Origin of the sequence: Vibrio sp. Vb2960, assembly GCF_033337665.1 — a bacterium.
Taxonomy (GTDB): Bacteria; Pseudomonadota; Gammaproteobacteria; order Enterobacterales; family Vibrionaceae; genus Vibrio; species Vibrio alginolyticus.
Window position 1 is genome coordinate 22,088 of record NZ_JAWORD010000021.1, and the last position, 21,394, is coordinate 43,481.

At 45.3% G+C, this 21,394-nt stretch carries 18 protein-coding genes; 15 read left to right on the plus strand and 3 right to left on the minus strand.

The genetic code is table 11. The features are described from left to right. Positions 1-61: 61 nt before the first annotated feature. Together nrdA and ubiG are read right to left on the minus strand one after the other, a co-directional pair. Entirely contained in the window at positions 62-2,344 is a 2,283-nt protein-coding gene (gene nrdA / locus R7O03_RS17490) for a class 1a ribonucleoside-diphosphate reductase subunit alpha (protein ID WP_005376819.1), read from the minus strand. Positions 2,345-2,845: 501 nt separating this feature from the next. Continuing rightward, positions 2,846-3,553 (minus strand): bifunctional 2-polyprenyl-6-hydroxyphenol methylase/3-demethylubiquinol 3-O-methyltransferase UbiG, encoded by a 708-nt coding sequence (ubiG, locus tag R7O03_RS17495; RefSeq protein ID WP_017636129.1) that lies wholly within the window; start codon positions 3,551-3,553, stop codon positions 2,846-2,848. A 475-nt stretch (positions 3,554-4,028) separates the two neighbouring features. Between ubiG and gyrA the strand changes: the two genes are divergently transcribed. The 3 genes from gyrA (at position 4,029) to R7O03_RS17510 (ending at position 8,093) form a co-directional block, all read left to right on the plus strand. Beyond that, positions 4,029-6,749, plus strand: coding sequence for a DNA topoisomerase (ATP-hydrolyzing) subunit A (gene gyrA / locus R7O03_RS17500; protein ID WP_318131910.1), 2,721 nt, complete (start codon positions 4,029-4,031; stop codon positions 6,747-6,749). Between the two features lie 123 nt (positions 6,750-6,872). Continuing rightward, positions 6,873-7,496, plus strand: coding sequence for a tetratricopeptide repeat protein (locus R7O03_RS17505; RefSeq protein WP_213872837.1), 624 nt, complete (start codon positions 6,873-6,875; stop codon positions 7,494-7,496). Positions 7,497-7,538: 42 nt separating this feature from the next. Continuing rightward, on the plus strand, positions 7,539-8,093 hold the full coding sequence (locus R7O03_RS17510) for a hypothetical protein (RefSeq protein WP_005376825.1): 555 nt from the start codon (positions 7,539-7,541) through the stop codon (positions 8,091-8,093). A 118-nt stretch (positions 8,094-8,211) separates the two neighbouring features. Here the strand turns inward: R7O03_RS17510 and nrfA are convergent, their stop codons facing one another. Beyond that, positions 8,212-9,639 carry an ammonia-forming nitrite reductase cytochrome c552 subunit gene (nrfA, locus tag R7O03_RS17515; RefSeq protein WP_021033971.1) on the minus strand — a complete coding sequence of 476 codons (1,428 nt, stop codon included), beginning with the start codon at positions 9,637-9,639 and terminating at the stop codon, positions 8,212-8,214. Between the two features lie 449 nt (positions 9,640-10,088). Between nrfA and nrfB the strand changes: the two genes are divergently transcribed. From nrfB to R7O03_RS17575, 12 genes are all read left to right on the plus strand, one after another. Beyond that, a complete protein-coding gene (gene nrfB, locus R7O03_RS17520) occupies positions 10,089-10,691 on the plus strand; it encodes a cytochrome c nitrite reductase pentaheme subunit (protein ID WP_017820468.1) in 603 nt (200 codons plus the stop codon). Position 10,692: 1 nt separating this feature from the next. Then, positions 10,693-11,379, plus strand: coding sequence for a cytochrome c nitrite reductase Fe-S protein (gene nrfC / locus R7O03_RS17525; RefSeq protein ID WP_086046905.1), 687 nt, complete (start codon positions 10,693-10,695; stop codon positions 11,377-11,379). After that, positions 11,376-12,347, plus strand: coding sequence for a cytochrome c nitrite reductase subunit NrfD (gene nrfD, locus R7O03_RS17530; protein WP_017820466.1), 972 nt, complete (start codon positions 11,376-11,378; stop codon positions 12,345-12,347). The genes nrfC and nrfD overlap by 4 nt, the downstream gene beginning before the upstream one ends. A gap of 9 nt (positions 12,348-12,356) precedes the next feature. Continuing rightward, entirely contained in the window at positions 12,357-14,264 is a 1,908-nt protein-coding gene (locus R7O03_RS17535; RefSeq protein ID WP_318072851.1) for a heme lyase NrfEFG subunit NrfE, read from the plus strand. Continuing rightward, on the plus strand, positions 14,242-14,775 hold the full coding sequence (locus tag R7O03_RS17540) for a DsbE family thiol:disulfide interchange protein (protein WP_318072850.1): 534 nt from the start codon (positions 14,242-14,244) through the stop codon (positions 14,773-14,775). The genes R7O03_RS17535 and R7O03_RS17540 overlap by 23 nt, the downstream gene beginning before the upstream one ends. Further along, positions 14,762-15,172, plus strand: coding sequence for a heme lyase NrfEFG subunit NrfF (nrfF, locus tag R7O03_RS17545; RefSeq protein WP_017636119.1), 411 nt, complete (start codon positions 14,762-14,764; stop codon positions 15,170-15,172). The genes R7O03_RS17540 and nrfF overlap by 14 nt, the downstream gene beginning before the upstream one ends. A 146-nt stretch (positions 15,173-15,318) precedes the next feature. After that, positions 15,319-15,495 carry a hypothetical protein gene (locus tag R7O03_RS17550; RefSeq protein WP_020480909.1) on the plus strand — a complete coding sequence of 59 codons (177 nt, stop codon included), beginning with the start codon at positions 15,319-15,321 and terminating at the stop codon, positions 15,493-15,495. A gap of 271 nt (positions 15,496-15,766) precedes the next feature. Then, the gene (locus tag R7O03_RS17555; RefSeq protein ID WP_025767283.1) at positions 15,767-16,363 is read left to right on the plus strand and encodes a GTP cyclohydrolase II; all 597 of its coding nucleotides are present in this window, start codon (positions 15,767-15,769) and stop codon (positions 16,361-16,363) included. A gap of 174 nt (positions 16,364-16,537) precedes the next feature. Continuing rightward, entirely contained in the window at positions 16,538-17,800 is a 1,263-nt protein-coding gene (locus R7O03_RS17560; protein WP_199266795.1) for an imelysin family protein, read from the plus strand. Positions 17,801-17,892: 92 nt separating this feature from the next. Then, positions 17,893-19,275, plus strand: a complete 1,383-nt coding sequence (locus R7O03_RS17565; RefSeq protein WP_318131911.1) for a di-heme oxidoredictase family protein — start codon at positions 17,893-17,895, stop codon at positions 19,273-19,275. A gap of 10 nt (positions 19,276-19,285) precedes the next feature. Next, the gene (locus tag R7O03_RS17570) at positions 19,286-20,323 is read left to right on the plus strand and encodes an imelysin family protein (protein WP_318131912.1); all 1,038 of its coding nucleotides are present in this window, start codon (positions 19,286-19,288) and stop codon (positions 20,321-20,323) included. Then, positions 20,304-21,386, plus strand: a complete 1,083-nt coding sequence (locus tag R7O03_RS17575) for a DUF1513 domain-containing protein (RefSeq protein ID WP_137282208.1) — start codon at positions 20,304-20,306, stop codon at positions 21,384-21,386. Before R7O03_RS17570 ends, R7O03_RS17575 begins: the two co-directional genes overlap by 20 nt. The last annotated feature ends 8 nt before the right edge of the window (positions 21,387-21,394 follow it).

The following is a 21,394-nucleotide window of genomic DNA, read 5'->3' on the forward strand; positions in this document are numbered from 1 at the left end:
CTCCCCGTAAGGGGGAGGTTATCGATAGTCTGTCTTTACGGGTTCGCTAGGTACGGGAAGATTAAATCTTACAACCGCCGCCAGCACAATCGTCATCTTGTGGTTGAACAGCGTCTTTCTGTTCATCTTTCGCGCCATCACGAGTGTTGTGGTAGTAAAGCGTTTTCACACCAAACTTATACGCTGTTAGCAGGTCTTGAAGTAGTTTCTTCATTGGAACCTTGCCAGTCTCGTAACGTGACGGGTCGTAGTTAGTATTAGCAGAGATAGCTTGGTCAACAAACTTCTGCATAATACCCACAAGGTGTAGATAACCGTCGTTCGAACCGATATTCCAAAGCAGTTCATAGCTGTCTTTAAGTTCTGTGAACTCTGGTACAACTTGCTTCAGGATACCGTCTTTCGAAGCTTTTACTGAAACGTAACCACGTGGTGGCTCAATACCGTTAGTTGCGTTTGAAATCTGAGAAGAAGTCTCAGAAGGCATTAGCGCAGTCAGTGTTGAGTTACGTAGGCCGTGCTCCATAATTTCTTTACGTAGGCTGTCCCAGTCGTAGTGCAGCGCTTCGTCACAAATTAGGTCGATATCTTTCTTATACGTATCAATCGGCAGTAAGCCTTTCGCGTAGTTCGTCTCGTCGAATGAAGGACACTTACCTTGTTCTTTCGCCAGTGCTACAGATGCTTTCAATAGGTAGTACTGCATTGCTTCGAACGTACGGTGAGTTAGGCCGTTCGCGCTACCGTCAGAGTATTTCACGCCATTCTTCGCTAAGTAGTAAGCAAAGTTAATCACACCAACACCTAGCGTACGACGGTTCATAGTCGATTTGTATGCCGCTGGTAGAGGGTAATCTTGGTAATCAAGCAGTGCATCTAACGCACGAACAACAAGATCGGATAGCTCTTCGAAATCATCTAGAGACTTGATAGCACCTAAGTTGAATGCAGAAAGCGTACACAGTGCGATCTCGCCTGAGTCATCTTCAACGTTAGTTAATGGTTTCGTTGGCAGTGCGATTTCTAAACATAGGTTCGACTGACGAACTGGAGCGACTTCAGAATCAAATGGGCTGTGAGTATTACAATGGTCCACGTTCTGGATGTAGATACGACCCGTTGATGCACGCTCTTGCATTAGCAGAGTGAACATTTCAATCGCTTTAACCGTTTCTTTCTTGATTGAAGGATCGTTCTCGTACTTCACGTATAGACGCTCAAACTCTTCTTGGTTTTCGAAGAATGCGTCGTACAGACCAGGTACATCAGATGGTGAGAAGAGCGTAATATTGCCGCCTTCAACTAAACGTTGGTACATCAGTTTGTTTAACTGAACACCGTAGTCCATGTGACGAACACGGTTTTCTTCAACACCACGGTTGTTCTTAAGTACCATTAGTGAGCGTGCTTCACCGTGCCACATTGGGTAGAACACAGTAGCTGCGCCACCACGTACACCACCTTGTGAACAACATTTTACTGCTGTTTGGAAGTACTTGTAGAACGGAATACAACCAGTGTGGAATGCTTCACCACCGCGAATCTCTGATCCTAATGCACGGATACGACCTGCGTTGATACCAATACCAGCGCGCTGAGATACATAACGAACAATTGAGCTTGCTGTTGCGTTAATAGAATCAAGACTGTCTCCACACTCGATCAGAACACATGAGCTGAACTGGCGAGTAGGGGTACGCACGCCAGACATAATTGGCGTAGGTAGAGAAATCTTAAATGTCGATGTCGCATCGTAGAAACGTTTGATGTAATCAAGACGTGTCGCTTTTGGATATTTCGCAAATAAGCACGCTGCTACAAGGATGTATAAGAACTGAGCACTTTCGTAAATTTGGCCCGTAACACGGTTCTGTACGAAGTACTTACCCTCTAGCTGCTTAACTGCCGCGTATGAGAAGTTTAGGTCGCGTTTATGGTCGAGGTACGCATCAAGTTCGTCGAGTTCTGCTTTTGTGTAGTCTTCTAGAATATGTTGATCGTACTTACCCATATCGACGAGGCGAGACACGTGATCATAAAGCGTTGGTGGCTCGTATTGGCCATACGCTTTTTTACGCAGATGGAATACCGCTAGGCGAGCAGCTAGGTATTGGTAATCCGGAGTCTCTTCAGAGATCAGGTCTGCCGCAGACTTGATGATTGTCTCGTGAATATCTGTCGTTGTGATGCCGTCGTAAAACTGGATGTGAGCGCGAAGTTCTACTTGAGAAACCGAAACATTATCTAGACCTTCTGCAGCCCAAGTGATAACGCGGTGGATTTTATCCAGATCGATACTTTCTTTACGGCCATCACGCTTGGTGACGGTAAGTTGTTGGTTCATTCTGCTTTATTTCCCTAAGAAAACTGATAAAAGCCGTATTTTTGTTTGTTTATGTGCAATATGAGTAAAGCTTGCGGCGGCTTTGTGATCAAAGTCTATCTATATATTGTCGCTTAAACACAACATATAGGGGTTCATTTGTTTGCGGGTTACAAGATAGTGCTATTACACTGATTTATCAAGGTACAGATCGGGGATGACTTGTGGATAACTGACAAAATGAAAAAAATCAGTAAGTGAACACTAACCGATGAGAAAAGGGCAGACTTGAATGGTTAAAAGTACGGTTTCGAGATCGGTTTAGAAATAACCGCATGCAAAAATATTTTCCTTGATCTTTGGCCGTTTTTATCTACGAAAAATGGCTTGGTCAAAATGGAATCTAGAGCACGAATTTTAGCCATAAAAAGACAAAAAAAGCGGCAACTTTGTGCTACCGCTTCCGATTCATTTTCTTTAAAAAATGTCAATCACAAAACACATTTTTTAACGCAACAGCGTTCAGTATTTTTTAGTATGAACGATGTAGTTTACATCTACATTACGACCGAGTTTGTAGCTGTCATTTAGAGGGTTGTAATGAAGCCCAGTAATGCCCATTTCCGTCAGGTCAGTTTGGTCTATCATCTTCATCATTTCGGCTGGCTTGATAAACTTATCGTGCTCATGAGTGCCTTCAGGAACAATCTTAAGAAGCTTCTCAGCACCGACAATAGCAAATAAGTACGACTTAATGTTTCGGTTCAAAGTTGAGAAAAACACGTGACCACCGGGTTTGACTAGCGCAGCACAAGAGCGGATAACGGAGAGAGGATCTGGAACGTGTTCAAGCATCTCCATACAAGTCACGACATCGTAAGTTCCTGCGTTTTCTATAGCGTGGTCTTCTATTGTGCTCTGAATGTAGGTCAGTTGAGTGCCTGTTTCTAATGCATGTAGTCGCGCGACTTCTAATGGTTCTTTACCCATATCAAGCCCCGTCACAATAGCGCCTTCTTTTGCCATGCTTTCAGCAAGAATGCCACCACCACAGCCGACATCAAGTGTTCGCTTGCCAAACAAGCCATTTGCTTTTTCAAGTACATAGTTCAAACGAAGTGGGTTAATTTGATGAAGCGGCTTAAACTCGCCTTCTAAATCCCACCATCGAGAAGCCATGTCCTCGAATTTCTTAATTTCACTTGGGTCGACGTTTTGTGCTTTAGTCATAATTGGTTTTATTGCATTCAATCTGAGTCCTTTAGAGGGCGCCAGTATACTCCAACGTTTTATACCCAAACAACCTCGATGTGCTTAGTTAAGGGACAATGACAGAGTTCACTGGCGCGACAATAGCGACAGGTTCCTGTATTTTTGAAAGCGCTAGCTATTGTTTTTGGTTCATCCTTGAACTAGTGCCAGTGACAATAACTCTAAAACCTGCATTTTCGCGTTGTGTGGTTAAAGGAATTTACCTCGCTTTTCCGCGTAAAGAGTCCGATTTTGCTCAATATTGACCGAAATATAACCACTAATCAGAAAGATATGGGATGAGTGTGCAAATTCTCGACATTTGATTCATAACCAAGCTCACAACCTGATAAAAGGAGAGGGAAAGTGATGCCGAAGTGATGAATTGTGTGTTATATTTTTGCACCTTACACGTATCGTAATTACGATCAGATAATAGAGGGATAATGGCTCTATGAGCGATTTAGCTAAAGAGATCACGCCCGTAAACATTGAAGATGAGCTTAGAGGTTCATACCTAGACTATGCGATGTCAGTCATCGTGGGTCGTGCTCTTCCAGATGTGCGTGATGGCCTAAAACCAGTACACCGCCGCGTTTTATTCGCGATGAACGTACTAGGCAACGATTGGAACAAACCATATAAAAAATCAGCCCGTGTTGTCGGCGACGTAATCGGTAAATATCACCCACATGGTGATAGTGCTGTGTACGACACAATCGTACGTATGGCTCAGCCGTTCTCGCTTCGTTACATGCTGGTCGATGGTCAAGGTAACTTTGGCTCGATCGATGGCGACTCTGCTGCGGCAATGCGTTACACCGAAGTTCGAATGGCAAAAATTGCCCATGAACTATTGGCTGACCTAGACAAAGAAACCGTAGACTACGTACCAAACTACGACGGTACTGAGCAGATCCCAGCGGTTCTTCCAACTAAAATTCCAAACCTATTGGTTAACGGTGCTTCTGGTATCGCAGTAGGTATGGCAACCAACATCCCGCCTCATAACCTTGGCGAAGTGATTGATGGCTGTCTTGCATACATCAATAATGAAGAAATCACTATTGATGAACTAATGGATTACATTCCTGGTCCTGATTTCCCAACGGCGGCGCTTATCAGCGGTCGTAAAGGCATTGTAGACGCGTACAAAACAGGTCGTGGCAAAATCTACATGCGTTCGAAAGCGGACATCGAAGTGGAGAAGAATGGTAAAGAGACCATTATCGTCACTGAAATTCCTTACCAGGTGAACAAAGCTCGCTTGATCGAAAAGATCGCTGAGCTAGTTAAAGATAAGAAAGTAGAAGGCATCAGTGCACTGCGCGACGAGTCAGATAAAGACGGTATGCGCATTGTTATTGAGTGTAAGCGCGATGCTGTGGGCGAAGTAGTTCTAAACAACCTTTACGCTCAGACTCAGCTGCAAACCACTTTCGGTATCAACATGGTGGCCCTAAACAATGGCCAGCCACAGCTATTCAACCTAAAAGATATGCTGAAGTGCTTCGTTGATCACCGTCGTGAAGTTGTGACACGTCGTACTATCTTCGAACTGCGTAAAGCGCGTGAACGTGCTCATATCCTTGAAGGTTTAGCTCTAGCGCTTGCTAACATTGATGAAATTATTGAGCTTATCCGTAAGGCACCTACACCGGCTGAAGCAAAAGCGGGTCTTATCGCTCGTGGTTGGGATTTAGGCAACGTTTCAGCAATGCTAGAGCGTGCTGGTACAGATGCTGCGCGCCCTGAATGGCTAGAGCCTGAATATGGTATTCGTGATGGTCAGTACTTCCTGACTGAGCAACAAGCACAAGCTATCCTAGATCTACGTTTACATAAACTAACAGGTCTAGAACACGAGAAGATTCTTGGCGAATACAAAACACTTCTAGAAGAAATCGCTGAACTCATGCATATCCTTGCGAGCACTGAGCGTTTGATGGAAGTTATCCGTGAAGAACTTGAAGCGGTTCGTGACGGCTTTGGTGACGCTCGTCGTACAGAAATCACAGCTGCGAGCCATGATATTGACATGGAAGAGCTGATCGCACGTGAAGACGTTGTGGTTACTCTATCTCACGGTGGTTACGTTAAGTACCAAGTACTGAGCGACTACGAGTCACAGCGCCGTGGTGGTAAAGGTAAGAGTGCGACTAAGATGAAAGATGAAGACCATATCGAGCGTCTTCTAGTGGCGAATACCCACGATAACATCTTGTGTTTCTCTACTCGTGGTAAGACATACCGCCTGAAAGTTTACCAATTGCCTCTAGCGAGCCGTACTGCGCGTGGTAAGCCAATTGTGAACATCCTTCCACTCGAAGAAGGTGAGCGCATTACCGCGATTCTACGTGTTGATGAATTCTCTGAAGACAAATTCATCTTCATGGCAACAGGTGACGGTACGGTTAAGAAAACGCCGTTGAACCAATTTGCAAACGTACGTTCAAACGGCCTAATCGCTGTGAACCTACGTGAAGACGATTCGTTAATCGGTGTGGATATCACTAACGGCGAAAACGAAATCATGCTGTTCTCTAAAGCGGGTAAAGTGGTTCGCTTTAAAGAAGCAGAAGAGATTCCAGTACTTGATGAAAATGGTAGACCAGTTCTTGATGAGAATGGTCAGCCAGAGATCAAGTTTAAAGGTGTTCGTCCTATGGGTCGTACCGCCTCTGGTGTTCGTGGTATGAAACTGGCTGAAAATGACCAAGTTGTATCACTTATTGTTCCTTCGCACGAAGGCGACATCCTAACGGTTACAGAAAACGGTTATGGTAAACGTACAGCACTTAGCGAGTACCCGACAAAAGGTCGTGGCACTCAAGGTGTAGTTTCTATCAAAGTTTCTGAGCGAAATGGCCCGGTAGTTGGTGCTATCCAGGTTGTTGAAGGTGATGAAATGATGATGATCACCGACGCTGGCACGTTAGTACGTACTCGTGTGGGTGAAGTTAGCCAGGTTGGTCGTAACACACAAGGTGTAACGCTTATCCGTACTGCGGAAGATGAATCAGTTGTTGGTTTGCAACGTATTGAAGAAGTTGATGATGAAGAGCTGCCTACTGATGAAGATGCAGAAGCGTTAGAGTCAACAGGCGAAAATACGCAGCAAGACGCTTCAGAAGCTCCAGCTGCTGATGATGCAGAGGAAGGTAACGAAGAGTAATCTTACATCGTTATCCTGATATGAAAAGCCGAGCCTTAGTTGCTCGGCTTTTTTGTATCTGTATCAACGCATTTAAAGTAAGAAATGCGTACACTGACGTTATCTTTGTTTATGGGACGTGTTATGTCTGTTTGGTTTTTCGCTGCCATCACTCTAATGGGGTTGTTTATCGTACTCTTATCACTGAGTGCATCAAAAGTTAAACCTGCTCAATGGTTTGGTTTTTGCCTGTTAGTACTTGTCGTGACGAGTGCCAGTTTCTTATTGCTGCATCAAACTCCGCCTAAACCAATACAAGCGGAAATGTCACGAATGATGACTGCTCGTGACATCATGAAAGAGATTCAAGACCAGTTGCGTGAAGATCCGAACAACGCTGAATTGTGGTTCCAACTCGGGCAGGGCTACCTGCTAGAGGGGGAATTTGATGGCGCGCTGATTTGTTTTGATTACGCGATCCAGCTGACTGAGCCAGTCAGTGCCACGCAACTTGCCGCAAAAGCGACGACCTTGTACTACATTCACCAGCAATCAATGACGCAAGAAGTTAGCTTGCTTTTGGAGCAAGCTTTGCAGGTAGAGCCGCACAATGAAGCCGCTTTGTCTTTGATCGCAAATGATCATTTTCTGTCATTCCGATTTCAGGAAGCGATTGATGCCTGGGTACTATTATTAGATTCTGATGATCCAAATTTAGATAGGGTGCAAATCATTAACTCTATTAACAAAGCAAAAGAGCTGTTGTAAGCGTACAATTTAACAAGCAATAGAGGGAAAGGTGGGCAACGAATGAAAAATAAAGCACTAAGCATATTGGTTTTGCTGTGCGGCTCTGTGCTGGCGGGTTGTAGCTCTTCCGATCATTCTGGCTCTTCCTCTACGGTTTATTATTCATCGGGTTACTACGACCCGTGGTGGTACGATCATGACGACTACTGGATTTATTACTATCCGGGCTGTTGCGATAACGACGATGAATACAAAGAGAAACTGGAAGAGTGGTGGAATGGTTTAGATGAAGACCAACAGCAATCCATCAAAGACAAAGTCGAAGATTGGAAAGACGACGATATGTCCGCCAATATCGATAACATGAAACGCCAACTTGACGATCATTGGCAATCACTGCCTGACGAGCAAAAGCAAGAGATTCGAACCCAATGGGAGAATCGTCCGGAGCATATTGAACCAGCGACTTTACAAGGCAAGGCGGTGAAAGAAAAGGTTCAACAAAGAAAAGCATTACCGGAAACGAAGATCCAGCGTCCAGTTGCTCGTCCAAATGTGCAGATACCTAAAGCACGTCCAAATATTCAACCTAGACCTAGGCTTCCTCGTCGCTAGTACATTCGATTTTTGTCTCTCGATAGAATCAGGATGAAGAGATAAAGATAATAAAGAAAGAAAAGGGGCGTTCAGTACGCCCCTTGTTGTATCTATAAGTTAACCGTTGCCAGTTAGACTAATACGTGGCTTCGCGTTCAGCTGCTGCTTTATCCCACTCTGGCGCTACTGTTTCTAGGAAGTGTTTCTTGTCTGCGTTCATCTTATCCATATCCATGCCTAGTGCTTGTTGTGCTTTCGCTTTGGTCGAGATATCTGGAATTTGAACAGGGTCAGTAATGCCTTTGGTTGCCAGTAAACGAACCAATTTGGTACGGGCGTCAGCAGCGCGGTCAACTGCAGTACCTAGTACTTCAAGTGCTACCTCAGGAGCATGCATGTGAACACCGTGAGAAGCAATCGCGTAGTCCCAACGCCATTGTGCATGGCGAATATCTTGTAGGATAGGTTCCATCTCTGCTTCTGTTGCACCTGCTTTCCACGCTGCGCCTGCTTCAAAGTGTGCCGCTACGATTTGCTTCTCGGCGGTTAGCTTCATGTTCAGTACTTGCGCTTTGCGAGTCGAAACGATGCCTTGTAGCTGCTCTTTAGTTTGGGTATGGCATTGCGCACAGGTGTCTTCAAAACGATCAAATGGGTTACCCACTTTGTGGTCTGTGTACACCGTACCGTCTTCTTTGGTCACTTTAGGCATGTGGCAGTCCACACACACCACTTTATTTTTACCATGAATACCCGCTCTCCAAGTTTCGAAACCTGGATGTTGCGCTTTTAGCATCGGCGCTTTAGATACGGCATGCGTCCAATCTTTGAAATTCAACGCGTCGTAGTATTTCTCCATGTCATTAACGGTGGTGCCCATATCCCATGGGAATTTAACCGCTTTAGTTGGGCCGGTGAAGTAGTATTCAACGTGACATTGAGCGCAGACCGATGCTTGCTTATCTAGGCGAGACTGTTCATCAAAGTTTTTACCAATAGTATCAAAAGCACGCTCGACGTATGGGCGAGTCAGTGCTAGCGCAGGTTCGCCTTTCTTGAAGGCTTCAGAGCCTGTGTTGTGGCAATCGGAACAACCGATAGGGTTGACGATTTCTGAGCCTAAGCGTGCCCATTTACCTTCGAAATAACCGTCTTCACCACGTTCATCAATCACGCGAGCAACGTCTGGGCTTTTACAGCTCCAGCACGCCATCGGCATAGGGCCGGATTTTTCATCAGTCGGTGCGCCGGTACGTAAGGTTTGACGAACATCATCAATTGCGTAAAAGTGACCGCGCGCTTTGTTGTAGTCTTTCGCGAAGCCATAACCTGCCCACAGGATAACCATGTTTGGGTCTTCACTTAGAGCATCTTCAATGTGCTCACTTTCGGATGTTGCTTTCCAAGAATGGTATTGATCAGGGTGGTTCTGTTCAAAGACATCGTTACGAGGATCGATAAAATCCTTCTCTTCTGCCGCTAACGGAGCGTCAACCAAAAATAATTGGCTGGCGAATAAGGTCGCAACCGCAATAGGTGCGCTCATCCAGTGTTTTATGCTCACAGTGTTATCTCCATATTCGTTTTTATTAGCAGCGTTGTGAGGAGCTATTCCAAATAAGAACTGGAGATCTACGATTAATAATATTGCTTAATTGGATAGATGAAATAGTGAGTGAATCTTGTCTTGTTTTAGATCAATTTACACCAGTGATCTCAGTCATGTTTGAATTTATATACCTCTAAAGTGGTAGTTGTTAAGTCATTGTTCTGCAATGCTTTGGGTTTTAACCTTTTTAAAAATAGGGTGATTTAGTTCGCTTTTTGAGCAGGCGTTTCTACCCCTTATGAATAATAGAGGTATTATAAATATAGGTTTAGCGTTGTGGCTTTCCGAAATAAGAATTGATGTCATTTGAAGATCTAAAAAATATCTTCAGAGGAAATTAATTGTCGCTCAAATAAATAATTGAGAATAGTTATCAATTATTATCGAGCTAAGGAAAGAACAATATGGGCAATATAAAATTGACCATAGAGACAATGCTGAAACTTCTCTTCGTCTTTGCCATCTATGGTTTCTCCATCGCCGCCCATGCGACTTCTTCAGAGCCGATTGAAGGTGCTCAAGCTGAGCGTCATCAAGTCGAGTTGATCCGTGACCGTGACTACAAGTGTCTGCAATGTCATAAGGATGCAAAAGAGACTCTGAACCTTTCGCATGACCCGCAAGCTCTACTCAGCCAAGGGAAGCAACTTAATTGCACCAATTGCCATAGCAACATTGGTCCCGACCATCGTGAGGGCGCGCCTGATGTGATTAAGTTTTCTGCCGCGCAATCGAAAGAGGTACACGACAAAGTGTTCCTTGATCCAAGCATGATTCTTAAAGCCAACAGCCAATGTGTGGATTGCCACGCACCGACACAGCTGAGAGAAATCCACTGGACGCACGATGTGCACGCCAAAAACCTCACTTGTTCAAATTGCCACGATGTACACGCAGCGAAAACCAAAGCGTTGTCGTACGACAGAAAACAACTGATCAAGCAGTGTGTGGATTGTCACTCTGAATTTGCCGTCGAACCTGAACTTGCCAAAGAAGAGGAGAGATAGCATGAAATGTTCGAGAAGAAACTTTTTAGCCGGCAGCGGCGCGTTGATTTTAACTACAGGCGTTGCAGGCACTTCCGTTGTTAGCTCCTCTCTTTATGCCAGCAACCGTGAACAAGCGAAACGCATGGGTATGGTTCATGATGAAAATGCCTGCATTGGCTGTACCGCTTGTACCGATGCTTGTCGCGAAGTAAATAAAGTCCCTGAAGGCGTAACGCGACTTAAAATTCATCGCAGTGAACCGATTGGCGAGTTCCCAGATGTGGAATACCAGTTTACTCGTGAATCCTGTCAGCACTGTGATAACCCACCATGTGTATACGTTTGTCCAACAGGCGCTGCATACAAAGATGAAGCGACCGGCATCGTGGATGTACACAAAGAGAAATGTGTCGGATGTGGTTATTGCCTTGCTGCTTGCCCTTACCAAGTGCGCTTCTTTAATCCAGTCGATCACTCTGCGGATAAATGTAACTTCTGCCGTGATACCAACCTAGCGCAAGGTAAGCAGCCAGCTTGCGTGGAATCTTGCCCAACAAAAGCACTCATCTTTGGTGATTTAAATGACCCAACTAGCGAGGTGAGCAAAGCTATCGAAAGCCATGTTGTCTATCGCGATAAATCGCATTTAGGTACGCAACCTAAACTGTACAAAATTCCGCATAGCAAAGGGGAGGTGTCATCATGAACGGCTTCGAAAGTGCATTCCACTTTGACTCGTTAGTCTGGGATTGGATCATCGCGATTTACTTATTCCTTGCTGGGATGTCAGCGGGTGCGGTGATTATTTCTATCTATTTAAAACGCAAAGTGATTGAAGGTGATCCTGCAAACAACGGCATCATGAAAGCGATGGCTTGGCTCGCACCATTTGGCATCATTGCTGGGTTGGTAATTTTGATTTTCCATTTAACCAAGCCTTTAGAGTTTTGGAAGATCATGATCTACTACAACCCAACGTCTGTGATGTCGATGGGCGTGATCTTGTTCCAAGTGTACATGCTAGTGCTGTTTGTTTGGATTGGCGTTATCTTCCGCCATCAAATCATCAGCTTCTGTGAAGGGAAGTTACCAAGCAAACTGCTGGATTTTGCCGATGGCATTTTGATTAAGGCGGGGAAAGCCAACAACGCAATTGAATTATTCTTGGGCTTCTTAGCCATCGTACTTGCAGCGTACACTGGCTTTCTATTGTCTGCGTTGAAGACTTACCCAATGCTAAACAATCCAGTACTGCCAATCTTGTTCCTGTTCTCTAGTTTGTCCTCGGGTGCAGCGGCATGCTTGATGTTCGGCATCTTGGTGTTTAAAGAGTCGACCAGCAGCCCAAGTGTGTCTTGGGTGCACGGATTTGAACGCCCAGTAGTGTTGTTTGAGTTGTTTGTCTTAGTGACCTTCTTTACTGGATTGATCTTCAGCGGTGGTCAGAACGAAGTCGCGGCTTGGAATGCTATTTCGAGTGGATTCTGGGCTCAATGGTTCTGGGTTGGCGTAGTGTTCATCGGCATGATTACGCCTTTGACTCTCAATTGGTTAACGCCTTCAGAAGTGCGCCACAAAGGCAGTTACGTTTTTGTGGTCACGACGTTGAGCTTGGTTGGCGTACTTATGCTACGTACTTTCATTCTCTATGCCGGTCAAATGACCATAGTGTAAGGGGGAAAAATGGAGGCTGAGCTAGGGTTCTTCTTACTGATATTGGTGGCTGTAACATCGACTTGTGCATCGTTGCTGCATTGGCTACGTCGTGCTATGGGTAAGAAGGCGACATTGCCGCATCAAGTCGCGATGTCCCACATCATTAGCTTAGCTTCCATCATTTGTTTAGCACTTCTGATCGTCTGCTTCGTGCAAGACAACTTCGCGTTGGAATATGTTGTTACGCATTCAAACAGTCAACTTCCCGTAGCATTCAAAATTGCTGCCGCTTGGGGCGGGCACCAAGGCTCCATGTTGTTTTGGGTCGTAACCTTGAGTTTATGGGCGTCGTTTATTGCATTTAAGTCACCGCTCAACGCCCAATATACTGGTGACTGTTTAGGAATCATGAACGTTCTGATTGGGACGTTTGCATGGTTCACGTTAATGACCTCTAACCCGTTCGAATATGCCCAATTATTGGCTTCGGAAGGGCGAGATCTAAATCCAATGTTGCAAGACGTTGGGCTTATCATTCATCCACCATTGCTTTATCTCGGTTATGTCGGTTACGCAGCAATATTAGCTTTTGCATTAGCGGCGCTATTGGGTAAACAACCGATGAGCGATTGGTATGTGGTTGCTCGAAGCGCAGCGTTTTTTGCATGGGGAACGCTCACGATGGGTATCTTGGTGGGATCATGGTGGGCGTACAATGAGCTAGGGTGGGGCGGCTGGTGGTTTTGGGACCCTGTGGAGAACGCTTCTTTACTACCTTGGCTTACTGGTACTGCTTTGTTGCACAGCGGTGTTGTCGCAACACGCAGCAGAGGCGCAATTTGGAGCACCTACGCACTGGCGTTTGCTACGTTCAGCCTAAGCATTTTAGGGACATTCGTGGTGCGCTCTGGTGTGTTGACTTCAGTGCATGCTTTTGCGGTGGACCCAACTAAAGGTTTGGTGCTGCTTGGTGTATTGAGCTTGCTTGTCATCATCACTTTTGGCGTATTGATTTTGCGAGGAGAACAACTCCCTCGTTTTAAACTTCAATCTCTAACGAGCCGAGCTTACACTGCTTACATCGCCAAAGGGCTGCTGGTTGTTGCGACTGCCATCGTTTTTCTTGGCACTTTTTATCCGATGGTTTATCAACTGCTCGGCTTAGGGAACATTTCAGTTGGCGCGCCTTACTTTAATAGTCTGATCTTCCCATTAAGCATACTGGCTCTGATTGCTTTAGCTTTGATGCCGGTGCTGAAATGGACAAAAGGCACAGTGCTGAGTGTAAGCGCTGATATCGCGATCAGTATCGCGTTATCTCTAGTCTCTGGGATCGGGTTTATGTTCTCAGTGAATGCACTGCATTTCGAAGTATTGTTAACCATAACGTTGGCTACTTGGGTGATTGTGGCGCATCTCGTTATGCTGTTTCGCTGTTCCAATAAGCGTAAACTCATGCCAATCGTGATGGCACATATCGGTTTTGCACTGGCGGTGAGTGGGGCTGTATTCAATAGTCACTACTCTTATGAATACAATTTACGTGTCGACCCCGGCAGTTCTCAACAAAGGGCGGGGATCACTATCGATTATCATGGTATCGAATGGCTGGTGGGGCCGAACTATACCGCGGAACAAGGACAGATCACCTTGCACTTGGAAGATGGCCGCATGCTCAATTTCAACCCGCAAAAGCGTCATTACCCTGTGCGAGTGATGAATATGACCGAGCCTGCGATTCGTTCACTATGGCATGGCGATTATTACGTGACATTGGGTGACAAAGTCGATACTCATGCTTATGCGATTAAAGTTCAGTACCGCGCAGGTATTTGGTGGATATGGTCTGGCGGGCTACTAGCTGTGTTTGGTGCGCTATTAACCGGCCTAAAGAAAAGGAGAGAGGCTATCAATGCGATCGAGAAATACGCTTAAACTCGCAGGTCTGTTTGTGGCTGTTGCCGTGTTTGCTGTAGTAACTGCGGTGGCTTTGTCTGAGCGACCACATGTTGAATTGTCCCCACAACGAAATTTAGAGACACCGAATTTTCGCTCTACTTCTCTGATCTCTGATGACATGGTTTCTGAGCAGTTGTTCAAAAGCGACGGATATAAATTATTGAATGTTTGGGCATCTTGGTGCGGAGTATGCAAACGAGAGCATGAAGAGTTATTGCAGTTAGCAGAACTCGGTGTGCCTATTATTGGGCTGAATTATAGAGATCAAAAACAAGCCGCTCGTGAATATTTGAGCTCTAAACGAAATCCATATATTGAAGTAATTAGTGACCCTAATGGAAAGCTCGCTGTGGAGCTAGGTGTTATCGGAACGCCGGAAACTTACTTGATTGATCCAAATGGTCGTATATTGATCAAATATCGTGGAGAGATAACGGCAGATAAATGGAACGATATATTTTCAGGATACTTGAATGTTTCGATTTAATAATCTTCTCCTCACTTTAATCCTATTTATACTATTTTCTCCTTTCACGATAAGTGCGGATTTAGAACAGAATGTTGATCTGTTTGAGTTTCATTCTGTTGAAGTGCAACAGCGTGCAACCTCGCTAGCCAAGACATTACGCTGCCCGCAGTGTCAAAACCAAAACCTTGTCGAGTCTAATGCACAGGCGGCCAAAGACCTGAGGTTGAAAGTGTATACGATGGCCAATGAAGGCAGCTCAGATCAAGAAATAAAGGACTATCTAGTTGCTCGTTATGGGAATATTGTTCTGTATCAACCACCATTAAATTATTCCACGGCGCTGTTGTGGATCTTTCCTGTGCTATTTTTGATCTTTTTTGTCTTATATTCGATCCGAATGGTGAAGCGTAATTAATGTGACCGTTATTCCACTATTAAAAATAAATTGTGCACTTAACAAGCAGAATGTTATCATTTTTCCGAATTTATGAAGTTTCCAGTATAAAGAAAATAAAAATTTTGAGCTGGATAAGTAATAAAAGAACGAAATAGGTGCACGCAGTGGATTCAGTTATATTACAACTTAAAAAAGACTTCTATTCGCAGATTCGTGCATTGCAATCACCGAACCTGCCTCAAGTTACTTCAACGCTCGCCGTGTTGACCGACGAGGAAATCCAAGAACTCGAAGCAGTTTGGATTGAACTCGCCGTTTGGAAGCGCAGTCAGACCCATTAAAAGATAGACCAAACGACCTTCTTGAAACCCCAGACAAAATTTGTCTGGGGTTTTTTATTGTAGTTTTTTTAAATTGTTATAATATAACAATTGTTCAGTTGGAGAGTGGTTCTCTTTTGCTGTCTTGAGTGGATAACTGCCCTCAATTGTGATCTCTATATTGCAAAATGCGGTATCAGTCCCCATAGTTGAAGAGCAACGAGTAAATCCCATGAATGCAATAACGAAAACGCATCAAGCGCATCAAGCAATAAATCGAGTGAGTATAGATATGGCGGAAGTACGTGCCAGAGTAGATTTTAAAGTCGGGGCAAAAAGTAACATTGATGCCGAAATTCTGTCTTTCCATGGTCTGAAGACAGACAAAGAGCATGTTGCTATTATCTTTAAACAAGCGGACCAAACTCAGGACATGCCTTTAGTTCGTATGCACTCTGAGTGTTTGACAGGCGATGTGTTCCACTCTTCACGCTGTGACTGTGGTGAGCAACTAGAAGAGACGATCAATCGCATGGGCGAGTCCGGTGGTATCATCTTGTATCTCCGTCAGGAAGGTCGTGGTATTGGCTTGTACAATAAGATCGATGCATACCGCTTACAAAGCCAGGGCATGAACACGTACGAAGCTAACAACCATTTGGGCTTTGATGATGACCTGCGTGATTTCACAGAAGCAGCACAAATGCTAGAAGCTTTAGGCGTGAATAAGATCCGCCTCGTGACGAACAATCCTAAGAAAATTCGTGAGTTATCTGAGTACGGAATTGAAATTGGCGAGGTTGTCAATACCTCTGCACATATCAAAGATGGCAACGAAAATTATCTGAAGGCAAAAGTCTCTCACGGAAAACATGACCTAAAGGTTTAATCCTAAAGATAAAACTGATAATAAAGTCTGTGAAAAACCTCATTTTTATGAGGTTTTTTTGTATCTGGAGTTGCAAATAAATTGTAAATTTGTATTATCTCGAGACTAAAGTGCAAATAAGAATAATTAGCACTACCAATACGATAATTGAAAAGCTCAACAAGGATGCTTCAGATGAATGCAAAAAAAGTTTTAGTCCAATCTATTGCTGCATCACTCCTCATTGCCAGTGGTTCTACCGTTGCTGCCACAGTAACTAAACAACAAGTAGTCGAACATTACGCGGACGTTGCCCATGCTGTGTTTGCTGATTCAGTAACAACAGCGAAGGCGCTTGACGTAAAAATCGACGAATTTCTAAAATCACCATCAGCGAAAAAGCTTGAAGAAGTAAAACAAGCTTGGCTAGATTCTCGCGTGCCTTACCAACAGTCTGAAGTTTTCCGTTTTGGTAACGCGATTGTTGACGATTGGGAAGGTCAGTTAAACGCGTGGCCACTTGATGAAGGTCTGATCGACTACGTAGCAGCGGACTACCAATACGAATTGGGTAACGAGGGCGCTGCTGCCAACATCATCGCGAACACTAGCCTACAGATCGGTGCTTCTAAACTGGACGTTTCAAAAATCACTCCAGAATTGCTAGCGGATCTAAACGAAGTAGGCGGTTCTGAGGCAAACGTTGCATCAGGTTACCACGCGATTGAATTCTTGCTTTGGGGTCAAGACCTAAACGGCACTAACGCGGGTGCAGGTCAACGTGCTTACACTGATTTCGTTGTGGGTTCTGAGTGTACGAATGGCCATTGTGAGCGTCGTGGAGAGTACCTAAAAGCAGCCGCTGATCTACTGGTTCAAGACCTTGAGTGGATGGAAAAGCAGTGGTCTGCTGAAGTAAAAGGTAACTACCGTGAAGAGCTACTGAACGACTCAGCGGACAATGGTCTACGTAAGATGCTATTCGGCATGGGTTCTCTTTCTCTAGGTGAGCTAGCGGGTGAGCGCATGAAAGTGGCACTAGAAGCGAACTCAACTGAAGACGAGCACGATTGTTTCTCAGACAACACGCATAATTCTCACTACTACAACGAGCAAGGCATCTACAACGTTTACACAGGTACATACAAAGGTGTAAACGGCAAAGAGCTATCTGGTCCAAGTATTGCTGATCTTGTTGCTCAAAAAGATAAGAAAGCCGCGACCGACATTCAAAAGCAGTTTGATACAACACTTAGCCAAGTTGGTGAGCTAGTGACTTCTGCAGAGAAGAATAACCAGCATTTTGACCAACTTATTGCGGCGGGTAACGCACAAGGCAACGCGCTGGTAAACGACACCATCATGTCGTTGGTAGCGCAAACTGGTGCGATTGAGCGAGCGGCAAACATTGTCGGCATCGACAGCCTAAGCCCTGATACTGCTGACCACGAGTTTTAATAAGAAAACCATAATAAATAAGGGCTCTTTGTGAGCCCTTTTGCCGTTTGAGCTCGTTGTTATCACCCTTGTTGTCTATGTAGAGCAATGATATGAAGCCATACCTAATTTCTGCGCTAGCCGCGATCCTTTCTTCTTCTGCCATGGCTTACGATGTTAAGTCTGGTGGCAAAACCAGTGTTAAAAAAGATGGCGCGAATGCCTATTCTCTTCCTGCTGCCAACCTGCCGATGAGCAAACGCCTAGATTTTAGTGTGGGTAACAGCTTTTTCCGCAACCCTTGGGTACAAGCGCCAGCGTCAACAGACGCTCGTGATGGCCTAGGTCCGCTTTTTAACACCAATGGTTGTCAGAACTGTCACATCAAAGACGGTCGTGGTCATCCGCCAGAGAAAGATGATTTACATGCCGTGTCTATGTTAGTGCGCTTAAGCATTCCTGCGATGACGCCAGAACAAAAGAAAGCCTACATCAAAGACGGTGGCATACCTGAGCCGACTTATGGTGGTCAGCTTCAAGATTTCGCCCTGCAGGATCAAACGCCAGAAGGCAAAATCGAAATCACTTACACCGATGTCCCAGTGAAATTTAAAGACGGTACGACGGTGACGCTAAGAAAACCTCATTTGAACATTACCGATCTGGGTTACGGCGATATGCACCCTGATACCGAGTTCTCAGCACGCGTGGCACCGCCAATGATCGGCCTTGGTTTGTTAGAGAGTATTCCCGACGAAACGCTACTTGCTTGGGTTGATGAACAAGATGCCGACAAAGACGGTATCTCAGGCAAAGTCAATAAGGTGTGGGATATTGAGAAGGACGACTTCTCGATTGGTCGTTTTGGCTGGAAAGCAGGACAACCGACGCTAATGCAGCAAAATGCAGCAGCATTTAATGGTGATGTGGGTCTTACGAGCCATTTATTCCCAAATGAAAACTGTACCTCGAAACAAAGCATTTGTGACGACATGCCAAATGGCGGCAAACCAGAAGTGAGTGAAAATATTCTCGACTTCGTAGAGTTTTACAGCCAGCACTTAGCTGTACCTATTCGCCGTAATGTCAATGACCCTAACGTGAAACTTGGTCAGCAAATCTTTGCTGCGTCTGGCTGTGAAAGCTGCCACAAGACCAGTGTTAAAACGGCGAAACGACCAGAGTTACCAGCGCTTTCTGAGCAGCTTATCCACCCATACACCGACATGCTTTTGCATGACATGGGTGAAGGCTTAGCCGATAACCGTCCGGAATACTTAGCAAACGGCCGTGAATGGCGAACGGCACCTCTATGGGGTATTGGTTATACCGAAGAAGTAAACGGACATACTTACTTCTTACATGATGGTCGCGCTCGTAACCTGATGGAAGCGGTGTTGTGGCATGGCGGCGAAGCTGAAACGGCGAAACAAAATGTTTTAGCTCTTAACAAAAAAGAACGTGATGCTCTCATTGCGTTTCTGAACTCTCTATAAGGACCTAACCATGAAAAAGACACTGTTAGTGAGTGCGATTGCCGCAACGTTAAGTTTGGTTGGTTGCCAATCGACCATCGGTTCGAGCTCTGCCAAGCCTGAGAGTACAAGTCATATTTCTCAAAGCGTGTACGAGGTGGAGTTTCAATCAGCTCAGACGTTTTTAGCGCAAACCACAGAACTTGAACAACGCTTCGCAGATTACTGCGCATCAGAGTCGAAAGATGATGCACAAGTAAAACAGCAATGGCATCAAACTATGCTTGCGTGGATGGCATTACAAGGTCAAGAACGTGGCCCTGCTACGGCGCTGGAGCAAAGCTGGAATGTTCAGTTTTGGCCAGATAAAAAGAACACCACTGGTCGTAAAATGTCCGTACTGACAAAATCTGATCAAGCTTGGAGTGCAGAAGATATCTCCACCCAAAGTGTCACCGTACAAGGTTTAGGTGCATTGGAATGGCTGCTTTACGATAAAGCGTCGACCTTATCTAGCTACGGCAATACTTGTGCGACAGGCGTTTCGATTGCTGAAAACCTTGATGACAAAGCGCAGATCATCGCGGATTCTTGGGCAGAGAACCCTTGGAAATCGCTAGAGATGACGGAATGGGAATCTGAGTACATTTCACTGCTCTCGAATCAGCTTGAATACAGCATGAAGAAGTTGAGCCGACCGCTAGCGAAGATTGGTAAGCCTCGCCCGTATTTCTCAGAATCGTGGCGTTCCGAGACCTCGCTTTCAAACTTAAAAGCCAACCTTCAAGGGATGGAAGCGTTGTACTTTGCTAACGGAAATGGTCTAGATGCGCTACTTAGAGAGCAAGGCCATGCAGATCTCGCAGACCGTGTCGTTCATCAGTTCGAAATGGCGCTAGAAACTTGGCCTGAAGATAAGAGCTTGTTTGCTGCACTACAAACAAAAGAAGGCTATCGCATGGTGCTCGCTCAATACAACAAGCTAGAGCAATTGAAGTACCTGATTCACGAAGAAGTGGCGATCGAGCTTGGCGTAGTTATAGGATTTAATGCAACCGATGGTGACTGATCAAACCCGCCGAACCTTGCTGAAAGCCGCTCTATTCGGGGCGGCTATACCTATGATGCCATTTGGTTGTGCTTCAACAAGCTCACGTGAACCTGCGTTGATCGGCTGTTCTATCATTGGTCGAGATAAATTCGCAGCGGTGGTGGCGGATGAGCATGGTATGCCGCTATCTTCATTGCCGATTCCTGAGCGTGGTCATGGTGTAGCAACCAACCAACAAGGCCACGCCGTAGTTTTTGGTCGTCGACCTGGTACTTTCTTCATGGTGTTTGATTATCGCTCAGAGCAGATGATCAAACTGCAACTAGCAACGCCAAATCGTCATTTTTATGGACATGGTGTTTACTCCCGTGACGGCACATTGCTATTTGCCACAGAAGGGGAGAGGGGGACAAGCCGTGGGATCATTGGTGTTTATGATGTGCAGAAGCAATATCAAAAGATCGATGAGTTAACGGGTTTTGGTCTTGGTCCTCATGAAGTGATCATGATGCCTGATGGCGCATTAGCGATTGGCGTCGGTGGCGTACACACCAACGGCCGTGAACCTCTCAATCTTGATAGCATGAGACCGAGTCTGAGTTACCTTTCACAGGAAGGGGAGCTATTGGATCAAGTGTCTTTACCGGATCATAAGTTGAGTATTCGCCATTTAGCTCATGATGGTGCGGAAACCGTGCTTTGTGGTCAGCAATATCGTGGTGAGCCGGACGAGTATCCAGCCTTGATCGCCATGCACACGCGTGGTGGTGAAATGCAAGATCTTCAAGCTGAGCCTGAAGAGTGGGCGCGTTTCAATCACTATGTTGCGAGTATTGCAGCAACCGATGAATGGATCTTAGCCACTTCGCCTCCGGGCAGTTGTTATGGTATATGGTCTAAATCTACGGGCAAATTGGTAGAGCTAAGTGCGTTACCAGACGCCTCTGGTGTTGTGGTTTATGGCGATGAGTTCCGAGTCAGCTCTGGGGCGGGAAAAGTGGTAGAGCAAAGACCAGAGGAGTCAAAAAGTACCTTCGCAAGCGGAGTGCAATGGGACAACCATTGGTCGAGAATTATCTAGAAAGATCA